16 protein-coding genes are annotated in these 23435 nt (G+C 37.8%); 10 read left to right on the forward strand and 6 right to left on the reverse strand.

From position 1 onward, the window contains the following. Positions 1-2 precede the first annotated feature (2 nt). Complete coding sequence (locus tag ACB088_RS11360; protein WP_045434585.1) at positions 3-695, reverse strand: ABC transporter ATP-binding protein; 693 nt, start codon at positions 693-695, stop codon at positions 3-5. 44 nt (positions 696-739) lie between these two features. Here ACB088_RS11360 and ACB088_RS11365 point away from each other — a divergent pair, with 44 nt between their 5' ends. After that, positions 740-1363 carry an arylesterase gene (locus ACB088_RS11365; protein WP_309952573.1) on the forward strand — a complete coding sequence of 208 codons (624 nt, stop codon included), beginning with the start codon at positions 740-742 and terminating at the stop codon, positions 1361-1363. A gap of 35 nt (positions 1364-1398) precedes the next feature. Here ACB088_RS11365 and ACB088_RS11370 read toward each other — a convergent pair whose 3' ends face one another. Continuing rightward, entirely contained in the window at positions 1399-2013 is a 615-nt protein-coding gene (locus ACB088_RS11370; protein ID WP_017388743.1) for a carbonic anhydrase, read from the reverse strand. Positions 2014-2298: 285 nt separating this feature from the next. On the opposite strand from ACB088_RS11370, the gene ACB088_RS11375 reads away from it, so the two are divergent. Together ACB088_RS11375 and ACB088_RS11380 are read left to right on the forward strand one after the other, a co-directional pair. After that, a complete protein-coding gene (locus ACB088_RS11375; protein WP_375037005.1) occupies positions 2299-3324 on the forward strand; it encodes an alpha/beta fold hydrolase in 1026 nt (341 codons plus the stop codon). A gap of 26 nt (positions 3325-3350) precedes the next feature. Beyond that, the gene (locus ACB088_RS11380; RefSeq protein WP_375037006.1) at positions 3351-4358 is read left to right on the forward strand and encodes a hypothetical protein; all 1008 of its coding nucleotides are present in this window, start codon (positions 3351-3353) and stop codon (positions 4356-4358) included. Positions 4359-4381: 23 nt separating this feature from the next. On the opposite strand, the gene ACB088_RS11385 is transcribed toward ACB088_RS11380, so the two are convergent. Both ACB088_RS11385 and nfuA read right to left on the reverse strand, forming a co-directional pair. Then, positions 4382-6646, reverse strand: coding sequence for a TonB-dependent siderophore receptor (locus ACB088_RS11385; RefSeq protein WP_375037007.1), 2265 nt, complete (start codon positions 6644-6646; stop codon positions 4382-4384). A 169-nt stretch (positions 6647-6815) separates the two neighbouring features. Further along, a complete protein-coding gene (gene nfuA / locus ACB088_RS11390) occupies positions 6816-7454 on the reverse strand; it encodes a Fe-S biogenesis protein NfuA (RefSeq protein WP_003653074.1) in 639 nt (212 codons plus the stop codon). A 158-nt stretch (positions 7455-7612) separates the two neighbouring features. On the opposite strand from nfuA, the gene ACB088_RS11395 reads away from it, so the two are divergent. The 5 genes from ACB088_RS11395 (at position 7613) to ACB088_RS11415 (ending at position 13449) form a co-directional block, all read left to right on the forward strand. After that, complete coding sequence (locus ACB088_RS11395; protein ID WP_003653076.1) at positions 7613-8230, forward strand: rhomboid family intramembrane serine protease; 618 nt, start codon at positions 7613-7615, stop codon at positions 8228-8230. Between the two features lie 168 nt (positions 8231-8398). After that, positions 8399-10075 carry an arylsulfatase gene (locus ACB088_RS11400; RefSeq protein ID WP_375037008.1) on the forward strand — a complete coding sequence of 559 codons (1677 nt, stop codon included), beginning with the start codon at positions 8399-8401 and terminating at the stop codon, positions 10073-10075. Then, positions 10072-11076, forward strand: a complete 1005-nt coding sequence (locus tag ACB088_RS11405; RefSeq protein WP_375037009.1) for a formylglycine-generating enzyme family protein — start codon at positions 10072-10074, stop codon at positions 11074-11076. The genes ACB088_RS11400 and ACB088_RS11405 overlap by 4 nt, the downstream gene beginning before the upstream one ends. Before the next feature lie 107 nt (positions 11077-11183). After that, positions 11184-11348 (forward strand): hypothetical protein, encoded by a 165-nt coding sequence (locus ACB088_RS11410; protein WP_004793999.1) that lies wholly within the window; start codon positions 11184-11186, stop codon positions 11346-11348. Between the two features lie 553 nt (positions 11349-11901). Next, on the forward strand, positions 11902-13449 hold the full coding sequence (locus tag ACB088_RS11415; RefSeq protein ID WP_375037010.1) for a hypothetical protein: 1548 nt from the start codon (positions 11902-11904) through the stop codon (positions 13447-13449). A 46-nt stretch (positions 13450-13495) separates the two neighbouring features. On the opposite strand, the gene ACB088_RS11420 is transcribed toward ACB088_RS11415, so the two are convergent. Further along, complete coding sequence (locus ACB088_RS11420; RefSeq protein ID WP_375037011.1) at positions 13496-14830, reverse strand: D-serine ammonia-lyase; 1335 nt, start codon at positions 14828-14830, stop codon at positions 13496-13498. Positions 14831-14994: 164 nt separating this feature from the next. Next, a complete protein-coding gene (locus ACB088_RS11425; RefSeq protein ID WP_017391706.1) occupies positions 14995-16626 on the reverse strand; it encodes an inorganic phosphate transporter in 1632 nt (543 codons plus the stop codon). A 465-nt stretch (positions 16627-17091) separates the two neighbouring features. Here ACB088_RS11425 and metH point away from each other — a divergent pair, with 465 nt between their 5' ends. Beyond that, positions 17092-20778 (forward strand): methionine synthase, encoded by a 3687-nt coding sequence (gene metH, locus ACB088_RS11430; protein WP_375037012.1) that lies wholly within the window; start codon positions 17092-17094, stop codon positions 20776-20778. A gap of 100 nt (positions 20779-20878) precedes the next feature. After that, positions 20879-23389 carry a DEAD/DEAH box helicase gene (locus ACB088_RS11435; protein WP_375037013.1) on the forward strand — a complete coding sequence of 837 codons (2511 nt, stop codon included), beginning with the start codon at positions 20879-20881 and terminating at the stop codon, positions 23387-23389. Positions 23390-23435: the final 46 nt, after the last annotated feature.

The raw sequence follows: 23435 nt of genomic DNA on the forward strand, positions 1-23435 counted from the left end.
ATTTAACCACCCTGTACTGTCTTTAATCGGCCATCATCTAACTCAACATGACGCTGACAAAGGCTTGCTAAATTACGGTCGTGTGTAACCAAAATAAGGGTTGTACCTAACTCTCGATTTAAATCAAAAAGCAGATTTTCAATTTCTTGTGCTGTTTGACCATCTAAATTTCCGGTCGGCTCATCCGCAAAAATAATTTGTGGTTCTGCAATGAGCGCCCTCGCAATTGCCACACGTTGCTGTTCTCCTCCAGATAAGACTTTAGGAGTTTGCTCTACCTGACGGCCAAGTCCCACTCGATGCAACCAATCTAACGCTTTTTTCTCTGCGGTTTTATAATCGAAATCTTTACGCAGCCTTAAGGGCAACATGACATTTTCAAGGGCACTCAACTGAGGTAAAAGTTGAAAAGACTGAAATACAAAACCAATATGCTGCATTCTAATTTGAGCGCGTTGTTCTTCTGTTAACTCATGAACTGCCTGACCACATAACCACACTTCCCCTTCAGACGGTTGATCTAAAGTCGCCAAAATTCCCAGTAAGGTTGATTTACCTGAGCCGGAACGCCCCGTAATTGCTACTTGTTCCCCTTCAAAAATCTCTAAATCGATATCTTTTAAAATCGTAAACTGATTTTGGTTGATCTGAATAGTTTGTGTAACTTGATGGGCAGCAATGATGGGTTGTGGCATGATGTGAAAAGTCCTATGTATTCAGAATCAGAGTCGAAGTACAAATGTATAAATCTTTTTTGATTGGTTCTAAAAGCATCATGCTCATCTCATTAAGTATGCTGCCCATGCTTGTATCGGCGAAAACTATTTTAATTTTAGGAGATAGTATCAGTGCCGGTTATGGAATTGATCCCAAACAAGGTTGGGTACAATTACTACAAAAACGTTTAGACCAACAGTATCCCAAACAACACAAAGTGGTCAATGCAAGTGTTAGTGGAGAAACAACGAGCGGAGCTTTAGCACGATTACCTAAATTATTGCAGACCTACAAGCCAAATGTAGTGGTGATTGAATTAGGCGGAAATGACGGCTTGCGTGGGCAACCACCTCAAATGATTCAAAAAAATCTAGATCAGCTCATTCAATTAAGCCAAAAACAAAAAGCCAAAGTTGTTATTTTTGGTATGAAAATTCCGCCAAATTATGGGGCTGCATATAGCAAAGCTTTTGAAAATAATTATAAAGTTATAAGCCAAAAATATCAGGTGAAATTACTTCCGTTCTTTCTAGATGGGATTGCTGGTCAAAAACAGCTTATGCAAAATGATTTGATTCATCCAAATGCACAAGCACAGTCAAAACTACTTAATTTAGCTTTTCCATACATAAAAGGTGCCCTGTAGGCACCTTTTAGTTTTAAGCATTATTTTTAATATGATCAGAAATCAAAAAAAGTAACTTCACCAGTTTCTAGTGAATACTCTGCACCAACGACAATCAACTCACCTTTTGCGATCAAGCTTTCAAGGACACTTGAACCATGACGCAATTGATTTACCGAAGCAAAAACGTTTGAACGTACTGCATGACATGATAATTTTTTCAAATCATTTTTTAAGTCAGTTTGCATTAAAATTTCAACTGATGGACGAACACGGTTCACAATCGACATCAAGTTAGCTGATGGCGGTTGATCAGGGTTCATTAACGTATCAATTGTCGCTTGAATTGCCCCACAATGACTGTGTCCTAATACAACTACAACTGGACAGTCATAGCGTTCTGCTGCGAACTCAACACTACCGACTTGTGAAGGTGCCACAACATTACCAGCAACACGAATTACGAATAAGTCACCAAGACCTTGGTCAAATACCATTTCTGCTGGAACACGAGAATCTGAGCAACCTAATACAATCGCAAACGGATTTTGATCCTTTGCCATTTCAGCGCGTTCATGATGAGATAAGGTTTTTGCAAGGGAAGTATTTCCATTTACAAATCGTTGATTACCAGCTTTCAGACGATCTAAAACTTCTTGCGCAGTAGGCATTTTATATTTCCATTGTTTTTTCAAGGTTGGAAATCATTTTAATGTGTCAAAATTTGAATGTCACTGACAAAAAATTAAATCATTTTCCATGTAAAATTTTAAAAATACGTCCTCTATTTGAATGGAGAATTTACTGCACATTCGCTGCTGTTTAGTTAAAAAATAGACATACTTTAGCAAATGGATTGACTATAATTTTCCTCCTTTTAATCATTTAGCAAATGACTCATTGGCAAAGTTTTTCAATAATTTTCAAACTCGCTTATGCATCAAGGATGAAATCTTATGACGACGCTGTCCGCATCAAAAAAAACTGTTCTAAAAAAAACCGTTGCAGCACTTACCTTAGCATGCAGCCTTACAACAATAATGAGTATTTCTCAGACACAAGCTGCCGATACGATTGATATAAGCTTTCAAAATATTTTGCAGCAAGAACGAAGCTGGGCAGGCTTACAAAGTAAAAGTTTAAAAGTTGGTGATATAACTTGGTCATATAGTGAAGGTGGTTCTACCACTAAACCTACGTTGTTACTCATCCATGGATTAGGAGGTAGCCGTGATAACTGGAACCGTGTCGCCCGTTATCTCACAGCAAATTACCATGTCGTTATTCCTGACTTACCAGGAAGTGGTGAAACCTTAGTTACACAAGACTTTGATTATTCAGTGCCTAATCTTGCCGAAAAATTACGTCGTTTCGTTGAAGCTGCAAATTTAAAAGGCCCTATTCATATTGCTGGCCACTCACTTGGCGGTTCGATTGCCCTACTCTATGCTGGACAATATCCATTTGAAACCAAAAGCCTATTCTTAGTTGATAGTGGCGGTATTTTCCGTTCTGCCAATACAATTTATCTAAAAGATCCTGCTTACCTAAAACAACTTTTAGTATCTAAAAAGGGTGACTTTAACTATTTGTTAAAGCAAACCATGTATACCCCACCTTTTATTCCAAAAGAGTTTTTAGAAGCTCAAGAAAAGCTCATGATTAATCAGGCACCTCAAACGCAAAAACTGGTTGATCAGCTTATTGCCCTAAATAAGGTTTACACTCCCGATTCATTTGCCGTTTTAACAAGAACGATTGATGCACCAACACTGATTTTATGGGGTAAGCAAGATAAGATTATTAATGTCGAAGTCGCAAGTGAACTAAAACGACTCTTAAAGAATGCCCAACCTCCTGTTATTTTAGAAAATGTTGGCCATATGCCAATTTTGGAAGCTGAGCAGCTGGTTATTCAACAATATGTACCGTTTTTACTGAAAGTAGAAACAAATCAGTCTTTAAGAACGACTACACCTTAAATAAAACTTCGGACTTGTGAGACCTTATGTCTACCCAACCGCTTATAGAAAAACTCATTGAAGCTCATCTTGATTTTTTAGATGAGGAATTTGCTCAGCCCAATGTTATCCAACAAGAATTTGAGCAATTTTATCATTGGTTGGGTAGTCGGCAACTACAACACCTCTGGACCTTTGAACAAATCCAGCAGCTGATTCAAAAGCAGATTTTAGACACCCCTGCTTCTGATTCCCTGCTTGAACAAATTGCAGAACATATACGTTTTGCACTGATTCATCCTGCTAATGACAGTACAACAATTGAAGATGTTATTCCTGTTTTAACAATTGATGGAATTGCACAATACGTTGCAAGTAAAGATCAGCATCGTAAGAAGCTCATTAAAACGATTGTGAATAATCCTGCATTTTCAGCACTTCTAACACAGCTGATTCAGCAAACGATGCATGACTATTTAGATGAGTCGATGTCAAAACGTGTGCCGGGTGTAGGTCGTTTTATGAAGATGGGGAAATCGGTTCTAGAAACCGTAACCGATTCAAATCTACACGACACGATTCATCATTATTTGCAAAAGAATATTTTAAAACTCACTCAAATGAGTGAGCGTGTTTTAAATCAACATTTTGACAATGATAAGCTCTACCATTTTCAGGCAAATATTTGGCATAAAGTTAAAACCATGCCACTTTCTGTTTTGAAAAATTATGTAGAAGTTCAGGATTTATCAAAAACTGTGGGTTTAGGACATCAGATTTGGGATCACATTCGCCAGACTTCTTATTTGAAACAACAAGTACATGATGGTATTTACACATGGTATGTACGTAATCAGGAACATAATTTTGACTTGTTACTTCGTGACCTCAATATTGATGAAAGCTTAATTCAACACGAACTGACTCAGTTACTTGTACCGGTATTACAGCAATTAGTCACAACTGGTCATTTAAGACGACGTGCTCGTGTGTACTTAGAAAAGTTTTATTATTCTGAAAAAGCATTAGATATTTTAAATAACAAAGGCGCTTAAAGCGCCTTTGTTATTACTATGGATTAAAATGAATATTTTAAAGAAGCATAATAAGCTCGACCTGGCTCATTGTAAGTTTGGCTAATCGAATTACTGTCTCTTAAAATTTGTTTATCAAACAAGTTGCTTACACCAACACGCGTACTAATATTGTCTGAAATTTTATAACCAACATTAATTCCAGCCGTACTATAGCTTTTTACAGTGCTTGGCTTAATCGCAGAATTTGTTCCACCTGAACCAATGCCAGATTCGATTCTATTTTCGGCAAATTGACGCGATTTTTGACGACCATATTGAGTAAATACAAAATTCACATCTAATTGATCTGTAATGTCGTAATCAAAAATTGAGTTAATTGTATAGTTAGGAACTAAAGATAATGGGTTACCCGTTTGCTTATCTTTCGAGTCCATCATATAGGTAAAGTTGTTGGTCCAACGAATATCGCCAAAGTCTAACCCTAAGCTTCCTTCAAAACCTTGAATTAATGCTTTAGGCGTATTTTCCCAACGTAAGATATTCCACTTCGTGTTAGTCACAGCGCCTGTATTGGCATTGGTACTTGAGCCATCTACAGTGCCAACAACATTCGTTCCTGCCACAATCTTATCTTTATAGTCATTACGGAACCACGTTAAGCTCGCGTTGACAATGTCTTTTTGGAACTGGATGCCTAACTCTTTGTTTACCGAAGTTTCAGGTTTTAAATCACCATTACCTTGTAATAAACAACGCGATTCAATATTGGCAGGGCAACCATTGCCGTTTGTACTGAGTAAGTACCCTTCGGCATTTTGATACATGTTTGGTGCTTTATAAGCTTTTGCTATCCCACCTTTTAGGGTGAAATAGTCATTGAGTCTTTGAGTAACGTTTAAGCTTGGGCTCCAGTTAGAACCAGATTTGCTATGGTCGTCGAAACGTAAACCTAACACAGCATCTGTGCTGTCTGTGAGTTTCAAGTTATCTTCGATATATGCAGAAGCAATACGTGATTCCATTTTACTGCGATTACCTTTAGCTAATTGATCGCCATAACCTGAACCGCTGCTGTCTGTACCCTGATTTGTCGAAATATTATCTTTAAATCTGTCTTCAACCCACTCAGTACCGAGTGTTAATACGTGTGGTACATAATATTCAAAAGGAATATTGGCTTCACCATTTAACCGAAGAGTTTCTAATCTTGAAGTCGCTTTATCATCAAGGTTATTAATTTTTCCTTCTACACTTCCCGCAAGGCCTTCAGGCAAACGTTTATTATGAGTCTTATCATATTGAGCAACTAACTTACTTTTCCCCCAAGACCAATCACCTTCATGTGTTAAAGCATAGCTATCACGGTACATCGTATTGGTTTCTTTACCAATAAGTTCAGAAAGAATCGCATCTGCTTCAGCATTTGCATTTAACTGAGAGTCGCCAGAATAAATATTCCCTTGCTTGCTAGATGAAACATCGAGCAAGACTGTTTGTTGATCTGTGGCTTGCCAAGCTAAACGTCCTGAAATATCTTTATTTTTAACGCCTTCACGCCCAGCTGCCGTACTTCCAATTGATTTATTAATATCGACATCGTCAGCTTCTGTTTTATTGTAATTACCATATAAACGATATGATAAAACATCTTTAATCAGTGGCCCACTTAAATTAAAGCCAACTCGATTTGATGAACCTTCTTTAGAGTCTTCAGGTTGTGAAGTATAGAGCTCTACCGAACCATGGGTTTCATTCGTCACTTTTTTAGTGATGATATTGACTACACCACCTGCTGCACCCGAACCATATCGAGCTGCGGCGGGTCCACGTAAAACTTCAATCGATTCGATTGCTTCTGCTGGAACCCAGTTTGAATCACCGCGTGTATCACGTTCCCCTTTCCAGCCATAGCGAACTGAATTACGAGAATTAACAGGTTTTCCATCCACTAAAATGAGCGTATTTTCAGGACCCATTCCACGAATGTCGATTTGTCTATTATTACCACGCTGCCCTGTTGCACTGTTTCCAGTTAAATTTACACCAGGCATACGGCGTACATAATCTGAAATATCATTACGAACTGGAAGTTTTTCTAAATCTTCTTGGGTGATCACTGATACACCGAGCGATTGCTTTACTTGCTCTTCAGCTGTTACAAAAATTGTTTCCAATTTGACAGGTTCAGCAGGCTTTTCTAATGCTGGTTCAGCTTGTTCTTGCTCATTTTTTGCAGCATAAGCCATAGACATCATACTTGCCAGTACTGAAACAGAAAGCACTGACTGGATAATACGCTTCGACATAAGTATTCCCAATATATTGATTTATTAAACATCTCTCATTTTAAGTTCCGCATTGTAACAAATCTAAATAAAATTACAAATGATATTGATAATAATTATCATTATTTATATTGAATAATAAAAAAACCTCATTTCGAGGCTTTTTTATTTCACATTTCAAATAATTTAATTATTTGAAATAAGCACCTTCAGCTTGTGTATGGTCAGTTTGGTCAACCACACGTTGAAGCTCTGGAATATGCTCTCTTAACGTCGTTTCTACACCTTGTTTCAAGGTAACGTCAATTGCAGAACATCCTTGGCAACCACCACCAAATTTCAATACAGCAGTTAAACCATGTTCTGGATTATCTTGTACTTCTACCAAGCTACAATTCCCGCCATGGCCTGCAAGACCTGGGTTAATTTCTGCTTGAAGAATGTAAGTAATACGCTCTTCAATTGATGCATCTGGACCAACACGTGGAACTTTAGAGTTTGGCGCGCGGAAAGTTAACTGCCCACCGAAACGGTCCTTATTGTAATCAATTACGGCATCTAAAAGATAAGGAATAGATGGCGCATCAATATATGCAGGGAAATCTGGATAGTCCTGTTTATAATCCGTTGGGATTACTTCTTCTGGTGCACTATATGCCATACAGCATTCTGCACGTGGCGTACCCGGATGTTCAACAAAAACTCGAACGCCAATTCCCGGAGTATTTTGCTTCGTCAATAAATCGTGCAAATACTCTTGTGCAGATGGTGTAATCAAAAGGTTTGGAATTTCTTCTGCAACAGCAGTGTTGGTGTTCTCAGTCGACATAACAATATTCCTCAAGCTGATGCCTTTATATTAACCGAAGATGAGGTAGATTTAAAAAAAATCAACTAAATTTGTCGGATTTATACACAACAGGGTTTCAACTGAAGTTTTTAATGGCATTATTGGGCTCAATATTGATCATTTTTTAAATATTTCTTATGTTGCATCTGCCATTCAACCATACCATTACCCTTATTATTATTACGGTCATTGTCTCCTTACTTGCTTTTAGTAATCAAAACGTGATGAATCGTTTGATTTTTTGGCCACCTGCAATGCAACGTGGACAATTTGATCGTTTCATTACTCATGGCTTTATCCATGCAGATGGTACACATCTACTTTTTAACATGATTACCCTGTTCTTCTTTGGCAGCATTATTGAAAGTTTTTATCGCCAATATTTTTATGACATGGGATTTGTGTTGTTCTATTTAGGCGGTTTAATCTTTGCAATTTTACCGAGCTATTTACAACATAGAAATGATACAAACTGGGCGAGCCTCGGCGCCTCTGGTGCTGTCTCAGCTGTTTTATTTGCTTATATTCTATTTCAACCATGGAAGCTGATTTTTGTATTCTTCATTCCAGTACCAGCCATTATTTTTGCTGTTTTATATGTAGCGTACAGCATTTGGGCTGGTAAACGTGGTAATAGCCATATCAACCATAGTGCTCATTTATGGGGTGCAGCTTACGGGGTCCTTGTAACCATTTTGATCGAACCGAAAGTGATTCCACATTTCTTAGATCAACTGACTCGTATTCCGTTCTAAGTCAAGCATTCAAAAAAAGCCCGTAATGGGCTTTTCTTTTTTTCTCATTTATTTATCACCATAAATTCTCAGTCTTTTTTCTGATTTTCTTTGATCTTTTCCTTGTTTTGATTGCAAAAACCATCTGATTAAACTCATGCCAATTCTTTTAATAATTCAGATGATACAATGAAGTACAAAGCAATTTTATCTAGCCTTTCCATTGCTTTATTTAGCTTATCTTTGGCTGGATGTAATGACAACGATAAACAAGAAAATGTAGTCAGTACTCCTAAACAGCCCAATATCTTATTTATTATGGCGGATGACTTAGGCTATTCAGATTTAGGAGCTTTCGGTAGTGAAATTCGCACACCCAATATTGATAGCCTAGCTCAGGAAGGTCGCCTTTTAACTGACTATCACACTGCCCCGACCTGTTCCCCAACACGTTCTCAACTGATTTCAGGTACTGATCACCATTTAGCTGGTATTGGTGCAATGGCTGAACTCACGCCAGAACATTTAAAGGGCCAGCCTGGCTACGAAGGATATTTAAACGAGCGTTCATTATCGATTGCACAGGTTCTTAAAGATAATGGCTATCGTACTTATATCAGCGGTAAATGGCATTTAGGGCTAACCCCTGAAACGAATGCCCATGCAAAAGGTTTTGACCATTCATTTACCTTGTTACAAGGGCTAGATCATCACTTTAAACAAGCTCCAAGTGCATTTAAGCGAAATTCGACCTATACGGAAGATGGGCAAATTATTCCTGTTTCAGCATTGCCTGATGACTTTTTCTCGACAAATTATTTTACCGATAAATTACTGAGCTATTTAGACTCCGGCAAAAATAGTGGCAAACCGTTCTTTGCTTATGCTGCCTATACAGCGCCTCATTGGCCAATTCAGGCACCTGCGGAATACCGTGAAAAATATCGCGGAGTTTACGATGTTGGTTACGATGCAATTCGTAATGCGCGTATCGCGCGTCAAAAACAGCTTGGCATTATTCCGGCAAACTTTGAAGCAGCCGAACCGATTGCAACTCAAAATGCTCCACAAAAATATGGAAAATGGAATGAATTAACTGCTGAACAAAAAGCACTAGAAGCCCGTAAAATGGAAATCTATGCAGGTATGGTAGAAAATCTCGATGCCAATGTGGGCCGAATTATTCAATATCTCAAACAAAATAATCTTTATGAAAATACCTTAATTTTCTTTGTTTCCGACAATGGTGCAGAAGGTTTTGTACGTGGAGGATACGGCAGTGAATCTGGCTTTGATAACTCTGTAGCAAATGTAGGTACACCGACTTCGTATCACTATATTGGACCACGTTGGGCTGAGGTTAGTGCTGCACCTTTCCATTTGTGGAAGGATACAGCCGGTGAAGGTGCAACTACTGCCCCTGCTATCGTGAAATTACCAAATCAGAAAAAAGCAGAAGAAACGAATCATAGCTTTGCATCAGTACTCGATGTTTTCCCAACTTTACTAGAATATGCTCATATTCCAGTCCCTCAAGGCCAATACAATGGCCGTACCATTAACACGCCATCAGGGATTTCATGGAAACCTTTGCTTGAAAATAAAACCACTACGATTCGCCCCGAAAATTTTAGTTTTGCCGATGAGCTACATGGCAGTAAATATGCAAAACAAGGTGAGTGGAAAATTGCACTTCAAGGCCGTCCTGAGCTAGGTACAGGAACTTGGGAGCTGTACAACATTAAAGCAGATCGAGGGGAAAGACAGAACGTTGCTCAGCTTTACCCTGCTAAAGTGCAAGAACTGTTATCGGTCTATCAGAAATATACTGAAAAAAATGGTGTGCAGGAATATAACGCCAAATGAGATTGAAACCATTTTTAGTTACGATCATCAGCCTGTCTTTTATGACAGGCTGTAGTCAATCTTCACAAGTTTCTGAACCCACACCATCGTCTCAGCAGCAAATCTCTTTAGCTGACTTGGGGTCTATTGAGAAATGTAAAAACTACACTGGACTACCTCAAGATTGGCTAAAACAACCTACAGCAGGAATGGTTTTAATTCCTAATGGACATTTTAATTTTGGTTCTGAAAAAGCCTATCCTGATGAGCTCAATTTTGGAGAAAAACAACGGGAAGTTAAAGGATTCTGGATTGATCAAACAGAAGTTACCGTTGCTCAGTTTGCTAGTTTCGTAAAAGCAACGGGTTATATCACCGATGCCGAAAAACAAAAGCAGGCTGCTGTTTTTTCACCAGACCCTCAACACCCACAGCAATGGTGGCAGCTAAAATCGGGCTATACATGGAAAACTCCAAACGGCAATAATGGTGCCGTAGCGAATCCTAATGAACCTGTGCGATATGTGAGTAAAAACGATGCTGAGCATTATGCAGTCTGGTTAGGACGTGATTTACCAACAGAACTAGAATGGGAATATGCAGCTAAAGCGAATTCGCAAACTGATACACCATTACATCAGACCCCTACCGATGAACACCAACATCCACAAGCAAATTACTGGCAAGGTGAATTCCCTTTTCAAAACCTGAATCAAGATCACTTTAAAGATGTTGCGCCCGTTGGATGCTTTGCACCAAATCATTTCAAACTATTTGATATGATCGGAAATGTATGGGAATGGACATCATCTCCATATCAAGGTGCTCATGACCAGCATATGGGAAATTATTCTGATTTAAGACAACAACAAATCACCAGTACACAATATGTAATTAAAGGTGGATCTTTTCTTTGCGCACAAAATTATTGTTCACGTTATCGTAGCAGTAGCCGCTATCCGCAAGACTTTGATTTAGCAGCAACCCATGTGGGCTTTCGAACGATTTTACGATCTGATTAGTTTCTTTAAATCAGAATTATTAAATATATTCTTAACCAAAAGTAGATCGAAAAATAATCAAAAATTTTCTATAGTACAAAAGAGAATGATAAAAAAGTGAGAACAAGATGAAAACATTACTTCTCTGTGCAGCAGCAATTTTCACAATGTCATTATCAGCCTGTGCAGTTCATACACCTGAAGGTAGTATTGTGATTGATCCAGATTCACCTTACCACAACCATCCGGGAGACTTTTGCCCACCAGGACAAGCGAAAAAAGGACGTTGTTAGAGATACCCTTTTTAAAGTAATTTTGAAGTTACTTTAAACAAATAAGGTTCAATCAAGTGATAAAGTGAGCACAAAAATGGAGGGTTCCAACCCAAAAATAGATGGGATGAAACTAGAAAATTATGGTGTAAAAAAATCACCATATCCCCAAGATTTTTAAAAGACAATCTTATGTTGTCTTCTATCTAGTTTCACCCCAATTCTTTCTTATTCCGTCTGACTTCTCTTATCCTTTAAGAAAAAAGTCTAGTTTTTAATCATTTCTGTATCTGTATTATTGATACATTTTGAACATTTTACCTTCAGGCTAAAACTGATGTATTTGCTTAATACAAAATAATCATTTATGTAACGTAAGTCTATAAAAATGTTCTAAAATTGTGAAAAAAATTAAGACCAAAATGAGATGAATTTATCATAATAATTTTCTCTTCCATGTTTCATCACATAAATAATCAATATTATTTTGTCAGTTATTGCCACTCGTTTCCTTTCATTGGCATAGATAATGTATACATCTGTATATTAACCCAGTCGTATAACGAGATATTTTATGTCCAGCACAAGTCAAGTCGAAGGTCTACAATTTCCAGTACACGCCTCAACAAAAAAACAAAGCACATCTCTTACTGGCCAAGAAATTTTGTCAGAGGCTTTATCTGTTGTAGATAATAAAACCGCACAACAAGTGCTGAATGAAAAAAACTGGCGAAAAAATTACCCAATATATTTTAAAGCACTTGTTAAACAAGGGATTTCTAATAGCAAGCACCCCATTACTATTGCGAAGCAAGGTTTGCATAAAGCTCACCATATTTTTGACTATTATCGTGATAGTAAACACTACCTTTTAAAAGATGCGGTTAATATTGCTTCATCTACGCCACTTCATACAGTAAAACTTAAAGGTGAAAGTGATGCAGCACCTGAATGGTATGTTCCTTACAAAGGACAAAAACTAAGCGGGCAAAGCTTACTGGACCAGATTCAACGTTGGGAAGAGGCTGGTATTATTGAACCAAGTCATGCCAAAGCTTTACGTGAAGCTATTGCTCACCCAGAATGGTTTGATTTATCTGACCGTACCATGGTGCTGTTTGGTGCAGCTTCAGAAGCAGGACCTCTACCTTGGTTAGCCAAATGGAAAGCGAATATTGTTGCTGTCGACTTACCAGACCCACGTGTTTGGGGCAAGATTTTAGATACGATTCAACAAGGAAACGCAACCCTCATTGCGCCAAGTGTTGAACAAATTGATTCGTCAGCAAAAGTTTCTGAATTAAAAGATAAATTGGGTGCAAATTTATTGACTCAATTACCAGAAATTGCACAGTGGTTAGTTCAGTTTCCGCAAAAGTTAGATTTGGCCGCAATTGCCTATTTAGATGGTGAAAAGCATGTTCGTGTTTCCATGGCAATGGACAGCATCATGCAATTTGTAAGCGAGCATAAGTCTGATACGAGCCTTATGTTTATGTGTACGCCAACCGATGTTTATGCGGTTCCTAAAGAAGTCGCAAAAGCTGCTCAACAAAAGTTTAAATCACGTACAAAACTACAAAAAATGGCAGTAAAAGGTGTTTCAGCACTTTCCTTAAAACGTTTTTTTCAAGCGCCATATCAAGACTTAGTTGATTGTGAAAATGGAAAAACGTATGGCATTGCCGACTGTCTAGTTGTTGAACAAGGGCCAAATTATGCTTTGGCTAAACGCATTCAACAATGGCGTGCTATTTTGGCCCGCCATCAAGGACAACACGTGAGCATTAATATTGCTCCATCTACAACGACTCACTCTGTGACTAAAAATCCATTGTTGAAAGCAGCTTTTAATGGTGCAGAGCTTTTTGATGTAGAAGCATTTAGCCCTGAAACTACCAATGCAATTATGGCTGCAATCTGGATTCATGACTTAAGAAATGAGTCTTCTGTGGCAAATCCTGAAACGGAGCTGGACCATCCGCTTGAGCTCATGATGGAAGGTGCCAACCACGGCGGATTGTGGCGTGTTGCTTATTTAGCAAGAACTGCCCTGCCTTTTGCTGCAATCTATGGCTTTGCAACCGAAAAACTACCTTTTGGAAAATCATCTAAAAAATAATTTGATTGAAGCCCAATTCTAGAATTGGGCTTTTTTCTGTGTTTATCTATTTATTTTGAAAGTGTGATAGATATTTTTGCATTTCATCAGGCGGCACCATACCGCCTCCTGTCGCCCATATCACATGAGTTGCCTGCTGTAACTGCTCAGTTGATAGTTGATGTAAAGCCAAATAATCAGGACTCGTCTGGACATAATATGGCCCCATCATTCCTGCCACCGCAGAAGGCTCAAGCTGAATATTTTCAGTTTGATTTAAAAGCGCAATGAGCTCATACAAACGCTCATCATCAATGGTGTAATAGCCATCAATTAACTGCTGCATAGCACGTCCCACAAAACCTGAAGCACGGCCTACTGCGAGCCCATCTGCGGTAGTTACATTATCGAGGCCAATGTCATTCACTGAAATCTGATCATGCAAACCTGTGTGGACACCGAGTAACATACATGGCGAATGGGTGGGTTCTGCAAAGATACAATGTACATGCTCACCAAAAGCCAGTTTTAGTCCAAAACTTACCCCACCAGGGCCACCACCAACGCCACACGGCAAATAAACAAATAATGGGTGTTCAGCATCAACTTTAATTTGTTTTTGCTCAAATTGCTGTTTTAAGCGTATTCCTGCAACTGCATAACCTAAAAATAATGTTTTTGAGTTTTCATCATCAATAAAAAAGCAATGTGGATCTTGCTCTGCTGCTTTTCTTCCCTCTTCAACAGCTACGCCATAGTCACTGGCATATTCCACAACATTAACGCCCAATGAACGCAGTTTGTCTTTTTTCCATTGTCTAGCATCGGCAGACATATGGACTGTGACTCTAAAACCCAGTTTGGCGCTCATAATACCAATCGAAAGCCCTAAATTTCCTGTTGAGCCTACTGCAATTTGATACTTAGAAAAAAACTTTAGAAATGAATCTTGATCTAACTTACTGTAATCGTCTTCCAACTTGAGAAGTCCGGCCTCAATTGCCAACTTTTCGGCGTGAGCCAAGACTTCATAAATACCACCACGCGCTTTAATTGAACCTGAAATAGGTAAATGGCTATCTTTTTTCAGCCAGAATACTCCGCTCAGTTGCACTTGCTCTGTTGAAGAAAGTGCTTGTTGCATATGGCCAATTTCAACGATATCTGATTCAATTTTTCCATGTTGCGCTTGAGTTTCAGGAAACACTTTTGCCAAATAAGGTGCGAAGCGCTCTAATCTGGCTTCTGCTTCACTTACGTCCTCGGCTGTTAATCCAACTTTTTCTAAAGCTTCTTTTAAAGGATAGCAATGAGGTGTAAACCAAAATGTTTCTTGATAGGCTTGCAGTGTCTCAATAAGTGGAAATTGTTGTTTTAGCTGATCTATTTGAACCGCATCCATAATCTATCCCGATATAAAAGTTTTAAGCCTAGCCTCTGAAGTTACTTGAGGCTTTATAAGGACTCATTAATTTATAATTGAATGTACATGAAAATAGACTGAACGTTAAAAAGAAACAAATAAAAAAGCCACTGTGAACAGTGGCTTTAATTTTTGAAATACTTTTATACAAACTGTAAGAATAACCAGTACAAACCGCCTGACAAACAGATTGTTGCAGGAAGTGTAAATACCCATGCAGATAAAATCGTTTTAACTGTATTGAAGTTTAAGCCTGATCTATTCGCTACCATGGTACCAGCAACAGCACTGTTTAAAACGTGTGTTGTTGAAACAGGCATACCTAAACCGTCGGCAGCTGCAATTGTACTCATTGCGACCAGCTCAGCAGACATCCCCTGACCATAAGTCATATGATGTTTACCAATACGTTCACCTACAGTCACAACAATACGTTTCCAGCCAACCATGGTGCCTAAGCCAAGCGCCAAAGCAACTGCTACTTTCACCCAAGTTGGAATGTATTGTAAGAATGAATCTAAGCTACTACGGTATTCTTTCACGAGTTTTTCTTGTGACTGATCCATTTTTGGTAAAGCATCTGCTTTATCCAAACGCTTAAACGTCGTTGTACTTAAATACATGTCATTACGAATTTCACTGATTGCAGCTTCTGGAATGTCTTTTAAGTTGCTATAGCTAGAAACTCGCTCACCCAAATGATCAGTCATGCTTGCCAATGCAGGCACTACTTCCGGAGTTTGCTGTTTAGTCTGAATATATTTAGTCAAAATAACACGTGCTTTTTCATCGGTTAATTCTGGCTGATTTTGATTCAAAAGTACGGCAGTTTGAGAAGAAAGCTGATGGAATGATTGAACTTGTTGTGTATCAAGGTTTTTATTTAATGAATAAGCCAATGGCACCAGACCAACCAAAATCAGCATGATTAAACCCATACCTTTTTGACCATCATTAGAACCATGTGCAAAACTTACACCTGTGCAGGTAAAGATTAAAATTGCACGAATGATTGCTGGTGGTGGTTTATTACCTTCTGGTGGCTGGAATAACTCTAATTGGCGTTTAAAAATAGTTTTAACCAACAAGAATACAATCGCTGCAAAAGCAAAACCAATTAAAGGTGAAAATAATAATGCCTTACCGACTTTAATCACCTGATCCATATCAACACCACTGGTCGTTACGCCAGTCGATGCACTCAATAGATGGTTCATAATGCCCACACCCAAGATTGAACCAATCAAAGTATGAGAGCTAGAAGCAGGAATACCCAAGAACCAAGTACCTAAGTTCCAGAGAATCGCAGCAATAAGAAGCGCAAAAACCATTGCGAAACCTGCACCGCTACCCATGTTCATAATCAATTCAACAGGCAACAATGCAATAATGCCGTAAGCGACTGCGCCGCTTGCAACCATTACCCCAAGAAAATTACAAAAACCTGCCCACATGACTGCAACCGGTGCAGGTAAAGCATTGGTGTAAATCACTGTCGCTACTGCATTTGCAGTATCATGGAAGCCATTTACAAACTCAAAGCCTAAAGCAATCAAGAGTGCGGTAGATAAGAGAATAACCGAATAAAGACTCAAAGGCGGTACATGCGCTAAATCAGCACTCACCTGAAATCCAATATAAATAAGTGTTGCAACAATAATTGTCAGAAACACCGGCATAAAGAACTTAGGTGTCGGGACATGTACATTCGTCGATTTGACTTGCAGGTTTGCCGCAAGTTTTGAATCCGAAACAGGGGGTAGATTAGAATTCATGCAGACGGTAAGAGGATAGAAAAATCCTCTGTATTCTTAAATTAAATTATGACAATTATATGACAAAGCGGCGCCTGATGAAGTCAATTTTTCATATTTTGACCTCATTTGATGCACCTTTCCTCGATCAATTTTATTTTTTTATTAAAATACAATAATTTAAATCAATTTACATCTTCCTTATTTATGACTATTTTTAAAGCAAAAATATCTAAAAAATTACCTATATGACGTTTTTTTAAACAGCCTAATTGTCATAAAACTGAATATTGGAGATGAAATATTTCAATATCATGATCATTTTATGAATTTTTGATGAAAAAATGCCCTCTTTTTGTTCGAAAACACTTTTTTTTTACGACTAATTTACGGTGAATGGTGGGTCGTCATAGATCATCAATTGTGCTGCTATTCTGTTACAATAGCGCCGCATTTTTAAATTCATATAAAAGATCGGGGTTTTCTATGTCTACGCTTGCCACCCTAAAAGCGCTTCTTGCTAAACGCATTCTGATTATTGATGGTGCAATGGGAACGATGATCCAGCGCCATAAATTGGAAGAAGCCGACTACCGTGGTGAGCGTTTTGCCGATTGGGCACATGACTTAAAAGGTAATAATGACCTTTTAGTTTTGACACAGCCAGAAATCATTCAAGGCATTCATGAAGCTTACCTTGATGCTGGTGCAGACATTATTGAAACCAACAGCTTTAACGGCACGCGTGTTTCAATGTCTGATTACCACATGGAAGATCTTGTTCCCGAGATTAATCGTGAAGCAGCACGTTTAGCCAAAGCAGCCTGTGAAAAGTATTCGACTCCAGATAAACCTCGTTTTGTAGCGGGTGTACTCGGTCCAACATCGCGTACCTGTTCAATTTCACCCAATGTAAATGATCCTGCCTTTCGTAACATTACCTTTGATGCGCTAAAAGAAAACTATATTGAGGCCACTCATGCGCTGATTGAAGGTGGTGCAGATATCATTCTGATTGAAACCGTTTTTGATACATTAAACTGTAAAGCTGCAATTTTTGCAGTGAAAGAAGTCTTTAAGCAAATTGGTCATGAATTACCGCTCATGATTTCAGGGACTATTACCGATGCCTCAGGCCGTACCTTAACAGGTCAAACTGCCGAAGCGTTCTGGAACTCTGTACGTCATGGTGACTTACTTTCAATTGGTTTCAACTGTGCCCTTGGTGCAGATGCCATGCGTCCTCACGTTAAAACTGTTTCTGATGTTGCGGATACTTTCATTTCTGCTCATCCAAATGCTGGCTTACCAAACGCTTTTGGTGAATATGACGAAACGCCTGAGCAAACTGCTGCTTTCTTAAAAGAATTTGCAGAAAGTGGCCTAATTAACATTACTGGTGGTTGTTGTGGTACGACACCAGACCATATTCGTGCCATTTATAATGCAGTAAAAGACATTGCACCCCGTCAAATTCCTGAAACTAAGCCAGCTTGCCGCTTAAGTGGTTTAGAACCATTTAATATTTATGATGACTCATTGTTCGTTAATGTGGGTGAACGTACTAACGTTACCGGTTCAAAAAAATTCTTACGCTTAATTCGTGAAGAAAACTTTTCAGAAGCTTTAGAAGTTGCACAGCAACAAGTGGAAGCTGGTGCACAGATTATTGACATTAACATGGATGAAGGGATGCTCGATTCGCAAAATGCGATGGTTCATTTCTTAAATCTTGTGGCATCTGAGCCAGATATTTCACGTGTGCCGATCATGATTGACTCATCAAAATGGGAAATCATTGAAGCTGGCTTAAAATGTGTACAAGGTAAACCTGTTGTTAACTCGATTTCCTTAAAAGAAGGTTATGACGAGTTTGTCGAAAAAGCTCGCTTGTGTCGCCAATATGGTGCTGCAATTATTGTCATGGCCTTTGATGAAACTGGTCAGGCAGACACTGCTGCACGTAAGCGTGAAATCTGTAAACGTTCTTATGACGTTTTGGTTAACGATGTGGGCTTCCCTGCTGAAGATATTATTTTTGACCCGAACGTGTTTGCAGTGGCAACAGGGATTGAAGAACACAATAACTATGGCGTCGATTTTATTGAAGCCACAGGTTGGATTAAACAGAACTTACCTCACGCCATGATTTCTGGTGGCGTATCGAACGTATCATTCTCGTTCCGTGGAAATGAGCCTGTTCGTGAAGCGATTCACTCTGTGTTCTTGTACCATGCCATTAAACAAGGCATGACCATGGGGATTGTAAATGCCGGTCAAATGGCAATTTATGATGATATTCCTAAAGAACTCAAAGATGCAGTTGAAGATGTTGTTTTAAACCAGAACCAAGGTGAGTCTGGTCAGCTTGCGACCGAAAAACTACTTGAAGTAGCTGAAAAGTTTCGTGGTCATAGTGGTGCTCAGCGCGAAGCAGAAAACCTTGAATGGCGTAACGAGCCAGTAGAAAAACGTCTTGAATATGCGTTGGTTAAAGGTATTACCACATACATTGACGAAGATACCGAAGAAGCTCGCCTAAAAGCTAAACGTCCATTAGATGTGATTGAAGGTGCTTTGATGGATGGTATGAACGTGGTCGGTGACTTGTTCGGTTCAGGCAAAATGTTCTTACCTCAGGTTGTAAAATCTGCACGTGTCATGAAGCAAGCTGTGGCTTGGCTCAATCCGTATATTGAAGCTGAAAAAACTGGTAGCCAATCTAAAGGTAAAGTCCTGATGGCAACTGTTAAGGGCGACGTACATGATATTGGTAAAAATATTGTGGGTGTTGTACTCGGTTGTAATGGTTACGACATTGTTGACCTTGGCGTGATGGTACCTTGCGAGAAAATCTTACAAACTGCGATTGATGAAAAATGTGACATCATCGGGTTGTCAGGTCTTATTACTCCGTCCTTAGATGAAATGGTGTTTGTAGCTAAAGAAATGCAACGTAAAGGTTTCAACATTCCTTTATTGATTGGTGGCGCAACGACATCGAAAGCACATACAGCAGTTAAGATTGATCCTCAGTATCATAACGATGCGGTGATTTATGTGGCAGATGCCTCACGTGCTGTAGGTGTTGCAACTACCCTGCTTTCAAAAGAAATGCGTGGAAAATTCATTGAAGAACACCGTGCTGAATATGTCAAAATTCGTGAGCGCTTAGCTAACAAACAACCTAAAGCCGCCAAACTGACTTATGCAGAATCTGTTAAAAATGGCTTTAAAATTGATGAAAGCTATGTTCCTGCAAAACCAAATCTTTTGGGAACTCAAGTTTTAACAAACTACCCGCTTGAAAAATTGGTTGAATATTTTGACTGGACACCATTCTTCATTTCTTGGAGCTTGGCAGGTAAGTTCCCGAAAATTTTACAAGATGAAGTTGTTGGTGAAGCTGCAACAGATTTGTATAACCAAGCTCAAGCGATGTTGAAAGATATTATCGACAACAACCTTTTTGATGCACGTGCTGTATTTGGTATGTTCCCTGCTCAGCGCACTGACGCCGACACAGTGAGCGTATTTGATGAAGCGGGTCAAAATGTTACGCATACCTTTGAGCACTTACGTCAACAATCTGACAAAGTGACAGGTAAACCAAACTTGTCTTTGGCAGATTACATTCGCGCTGATCGTGAGCAACAAGACTATTTAGGCGGATTCACTGTATCAATTTTTGGTGCAGAAGAATTGGCAAATGAATACAAAGCCAAAGGTGATGACTACTCTGCAATTTTAGTTCAGTCACTAGCCGACCGTTTTGCTGAAGCCTTTGCAGAACACTTGCATGAACGCATTCGTAAAGAGTTCTGGGGCTATAAAACAGATGAACAGCTCAGCAATGAAGAGCTGATTAAAGAGAAATATGTCGGTATTCGCCCTGCACCGGGTTACCCTGCTTGTCCAGAACACTCTGAAAAAGCGGTGTTGTTTGACTGGTTAGGTTCTACAGACAAAATCGGCACCAAACTGACTGAGCACTTTGCAATGATGCCGCCATCTTCGGTAAGTGGTTTCTATTATTCTCATCCACAAAGTGAATACTTTAACGTGGGCAAAATCTCTCAAGACCAACTTGAAGATTATGCAAAACGTAAAGGTTGGACACTCGATGAAGCGAAGCGTTGGTTAGGGCCGAATTTAGATGATTCGATTGTTTAATTTAAGCAAGAAAAAATCCCCTCAATTGAGGGGATTTTTTCTTTTTATATGATATAAATTATTCTTTATAAATACTTAATAATTTAAAAGGTTAGTTACAGTGATTGAGAATATATTCGATAATTTGTTTGAAGCTTTTGATGAAGTTAAAAACTATAATTTAATTGATTTATTTAATACTTTAGACACCAGAGCTACACATACTTCATTAAGAAAGTCACAAGAAGATGCTCTTGAGTACTTATCAAAAAATTATATTAACAAAGATACCATTCTAAAATTAAGCACAGGTTCGGGGAAAACTACCATTGGATTATTATACCTTTTGGGGTATATGCAACTTGAAAAAAAATCTGGGGTATATTTATGTCCTACTGTTCAGCTTGTTGAGCAAGTTATTGAGGAAGCTAATAAACTTGGTATAAAAGCTTTTCAATTCAAAAAAAATGATTCAGAAATGCCAGTTGATTGCTATTCTGGAAATAGAGTTATCGTATGCACGTATGACAAGTTTTTTAATGCAAAATCAGTTTTTCAAAAAACTTCAACTGGTATCATACCTGAAGCAATTGTATTAGATGATGCCCATTCAGGACTTGAGCTTATTAGAAAGCAATTTACGTTAATAGTAGATAGTGAAGCTAAAGATTTAATTCTTGAAATATTGGATGCCTCATGTCGAAATTATCATCCTACAAGATGGATTGATGTAAAAAGTACAGATCCAAATAATTTATTTGAAGTACCTTATTGGATCTGGCAAGATCATATTGATCAAATCTCTGAAACATTGAATCAATTTAAAAATCTTCAAAATTTTATTTTTGTATGGCCACATATTGAAAATATCCTTAAATATTGTCGATGTGTCATAAAAGGAGAAACTATTGAAATAATTCCAGACATTATAAATATTGAAAGAATTAAACAATATAAAAATTCTAACCACCGTTTATTTATGTCTGCCACATTAGCAGATGATAATATTCTTATCCGAGATTTAGATATTGATCCTTCGGCATTAAATAGAATTATTTCACCAAATAATGATAAAGGGATTGGGGAAAGAATGATTCTAACCCCTAGTCTTATAGATCAATCCTTAACTAGAGAAACAATGATCAGCTTTATCACTGAACTCTCTAAGAAACATAAAGTAGTAGTTTTAACGCCATCTACCAATCAAGCTCAAGATTGGGTGACAAATGGTGCTCAATTACTAAATTCAGATAATATTGCCAATGGACTTGAGCAATTAGCAAATCCTAGCTCTAATTTTAATTTCGCCGTTTGTAGTCAGCGGTATGAAGGTGTCAATCTTGCAGATGAAACATGCAGAGTCTTAGTTTTAGATGGAATCCCTATTGGAAGTAATACAATTGATTCATTGGATGCTGCAAACTTAGGTCTACGAGGTGGAGTACGAAATAAAATTGCGTATAGAATTGAACAAGGTATGGGAAGAGCTGTCAGATCCCATGCTGACTATGCTGTTGTTTTATTGATTGGTCATGACCTAGGTGTAAACATTGCTCAACATCAAGTACGAAATGCTTTTAGTACCCAAACAATAGCACAAATAGATTTATCTAATAATTTATGTGAACTTGTTAAGAAACAGTTTCCAAACGATATTTTAAGAGGTTTAGAACAAGTAATTAGTTCTTGCTTAGATAGAGACGAAAAATGGAAAGTTGGGTATCAGAATTACATGAAGAAAATAGAAAAGAAGGAATCTATAATTGATATAAATAAAATAAAACTAGGGACTTTAGAAAGATCAATGTATGTTAATGCATATAATAATCAGCCCTTAAAATATATCACAGAATTTAGGCAACATTTAAATAAAGTGGATTTGGAAGAAGAGGAAATTGGTTTTTACTTAGAAAAGACAGCTAGAGTACTATATTCTATTGAAAAATATGAAGCCTTACAATTACAAGTAAATGCAAAAGAAAAATATGCTTCTGCCTTTATACCACCCAACATGCCTAAAAAAATTAAAAAATATTCTTCATCAAATTTAGTTAATATTATTAAATTTTTTAAAGAGCTTGTTGATATAAAATATGCTCCTTTGAACTTACAAAAAGTTAGGGGAAATATTAATTTCCTCAATCAAAATAGTAATATTATCGAAGATGCTTTTAAAGACTTAGGAAAGTTAATGGGCCTTGAATCATGGAGGCCAGAAATTGAAATTGGTAAAGGATCTGATATTGTCTGGCTTTGGGATAATAATTGCTATGTAGTAGAAGTAAAACACAACAATCAAAAGTCATTACATAAAAAAGATTCTGCCCAATTACATGATAGTATAAAATGGGCTACAGAATACTATCCGATGTATAATATTATCCCTGTGACTATCACAAAAGATAATATTACTCATTGTGATAAAGATGCACACTATAATTCTGATACCTTATTAATAAAGGAGTCAAACGTGAATAATTTAATCCAAAATCTAAATAATTTATTTTTATATATTATTGAACATAAAGAATTATTAGAAAGTCATGAACTACTTGCTGATAAATTAAAACACTTTAAATTAGATAAGGAAAGTTTTAAATTAAACTACTCAACCAATATAAAGAAATTATAAATTTATATTAAATATCACTCTAATCAAACTAGATTAGAGTGATATT

The sequence above is a fragment of the Acinetobacter sp. RW6 genome (assembly GCF_041956835.1).
Taxonomy (GTDB): domain Bacteria; phylum Pseudomonadota; class Gammaproteobacteria; order Pseudomonadales; family Moraxellaceae; genus Acinetobacter; species Acinetobacter calcoaceticus.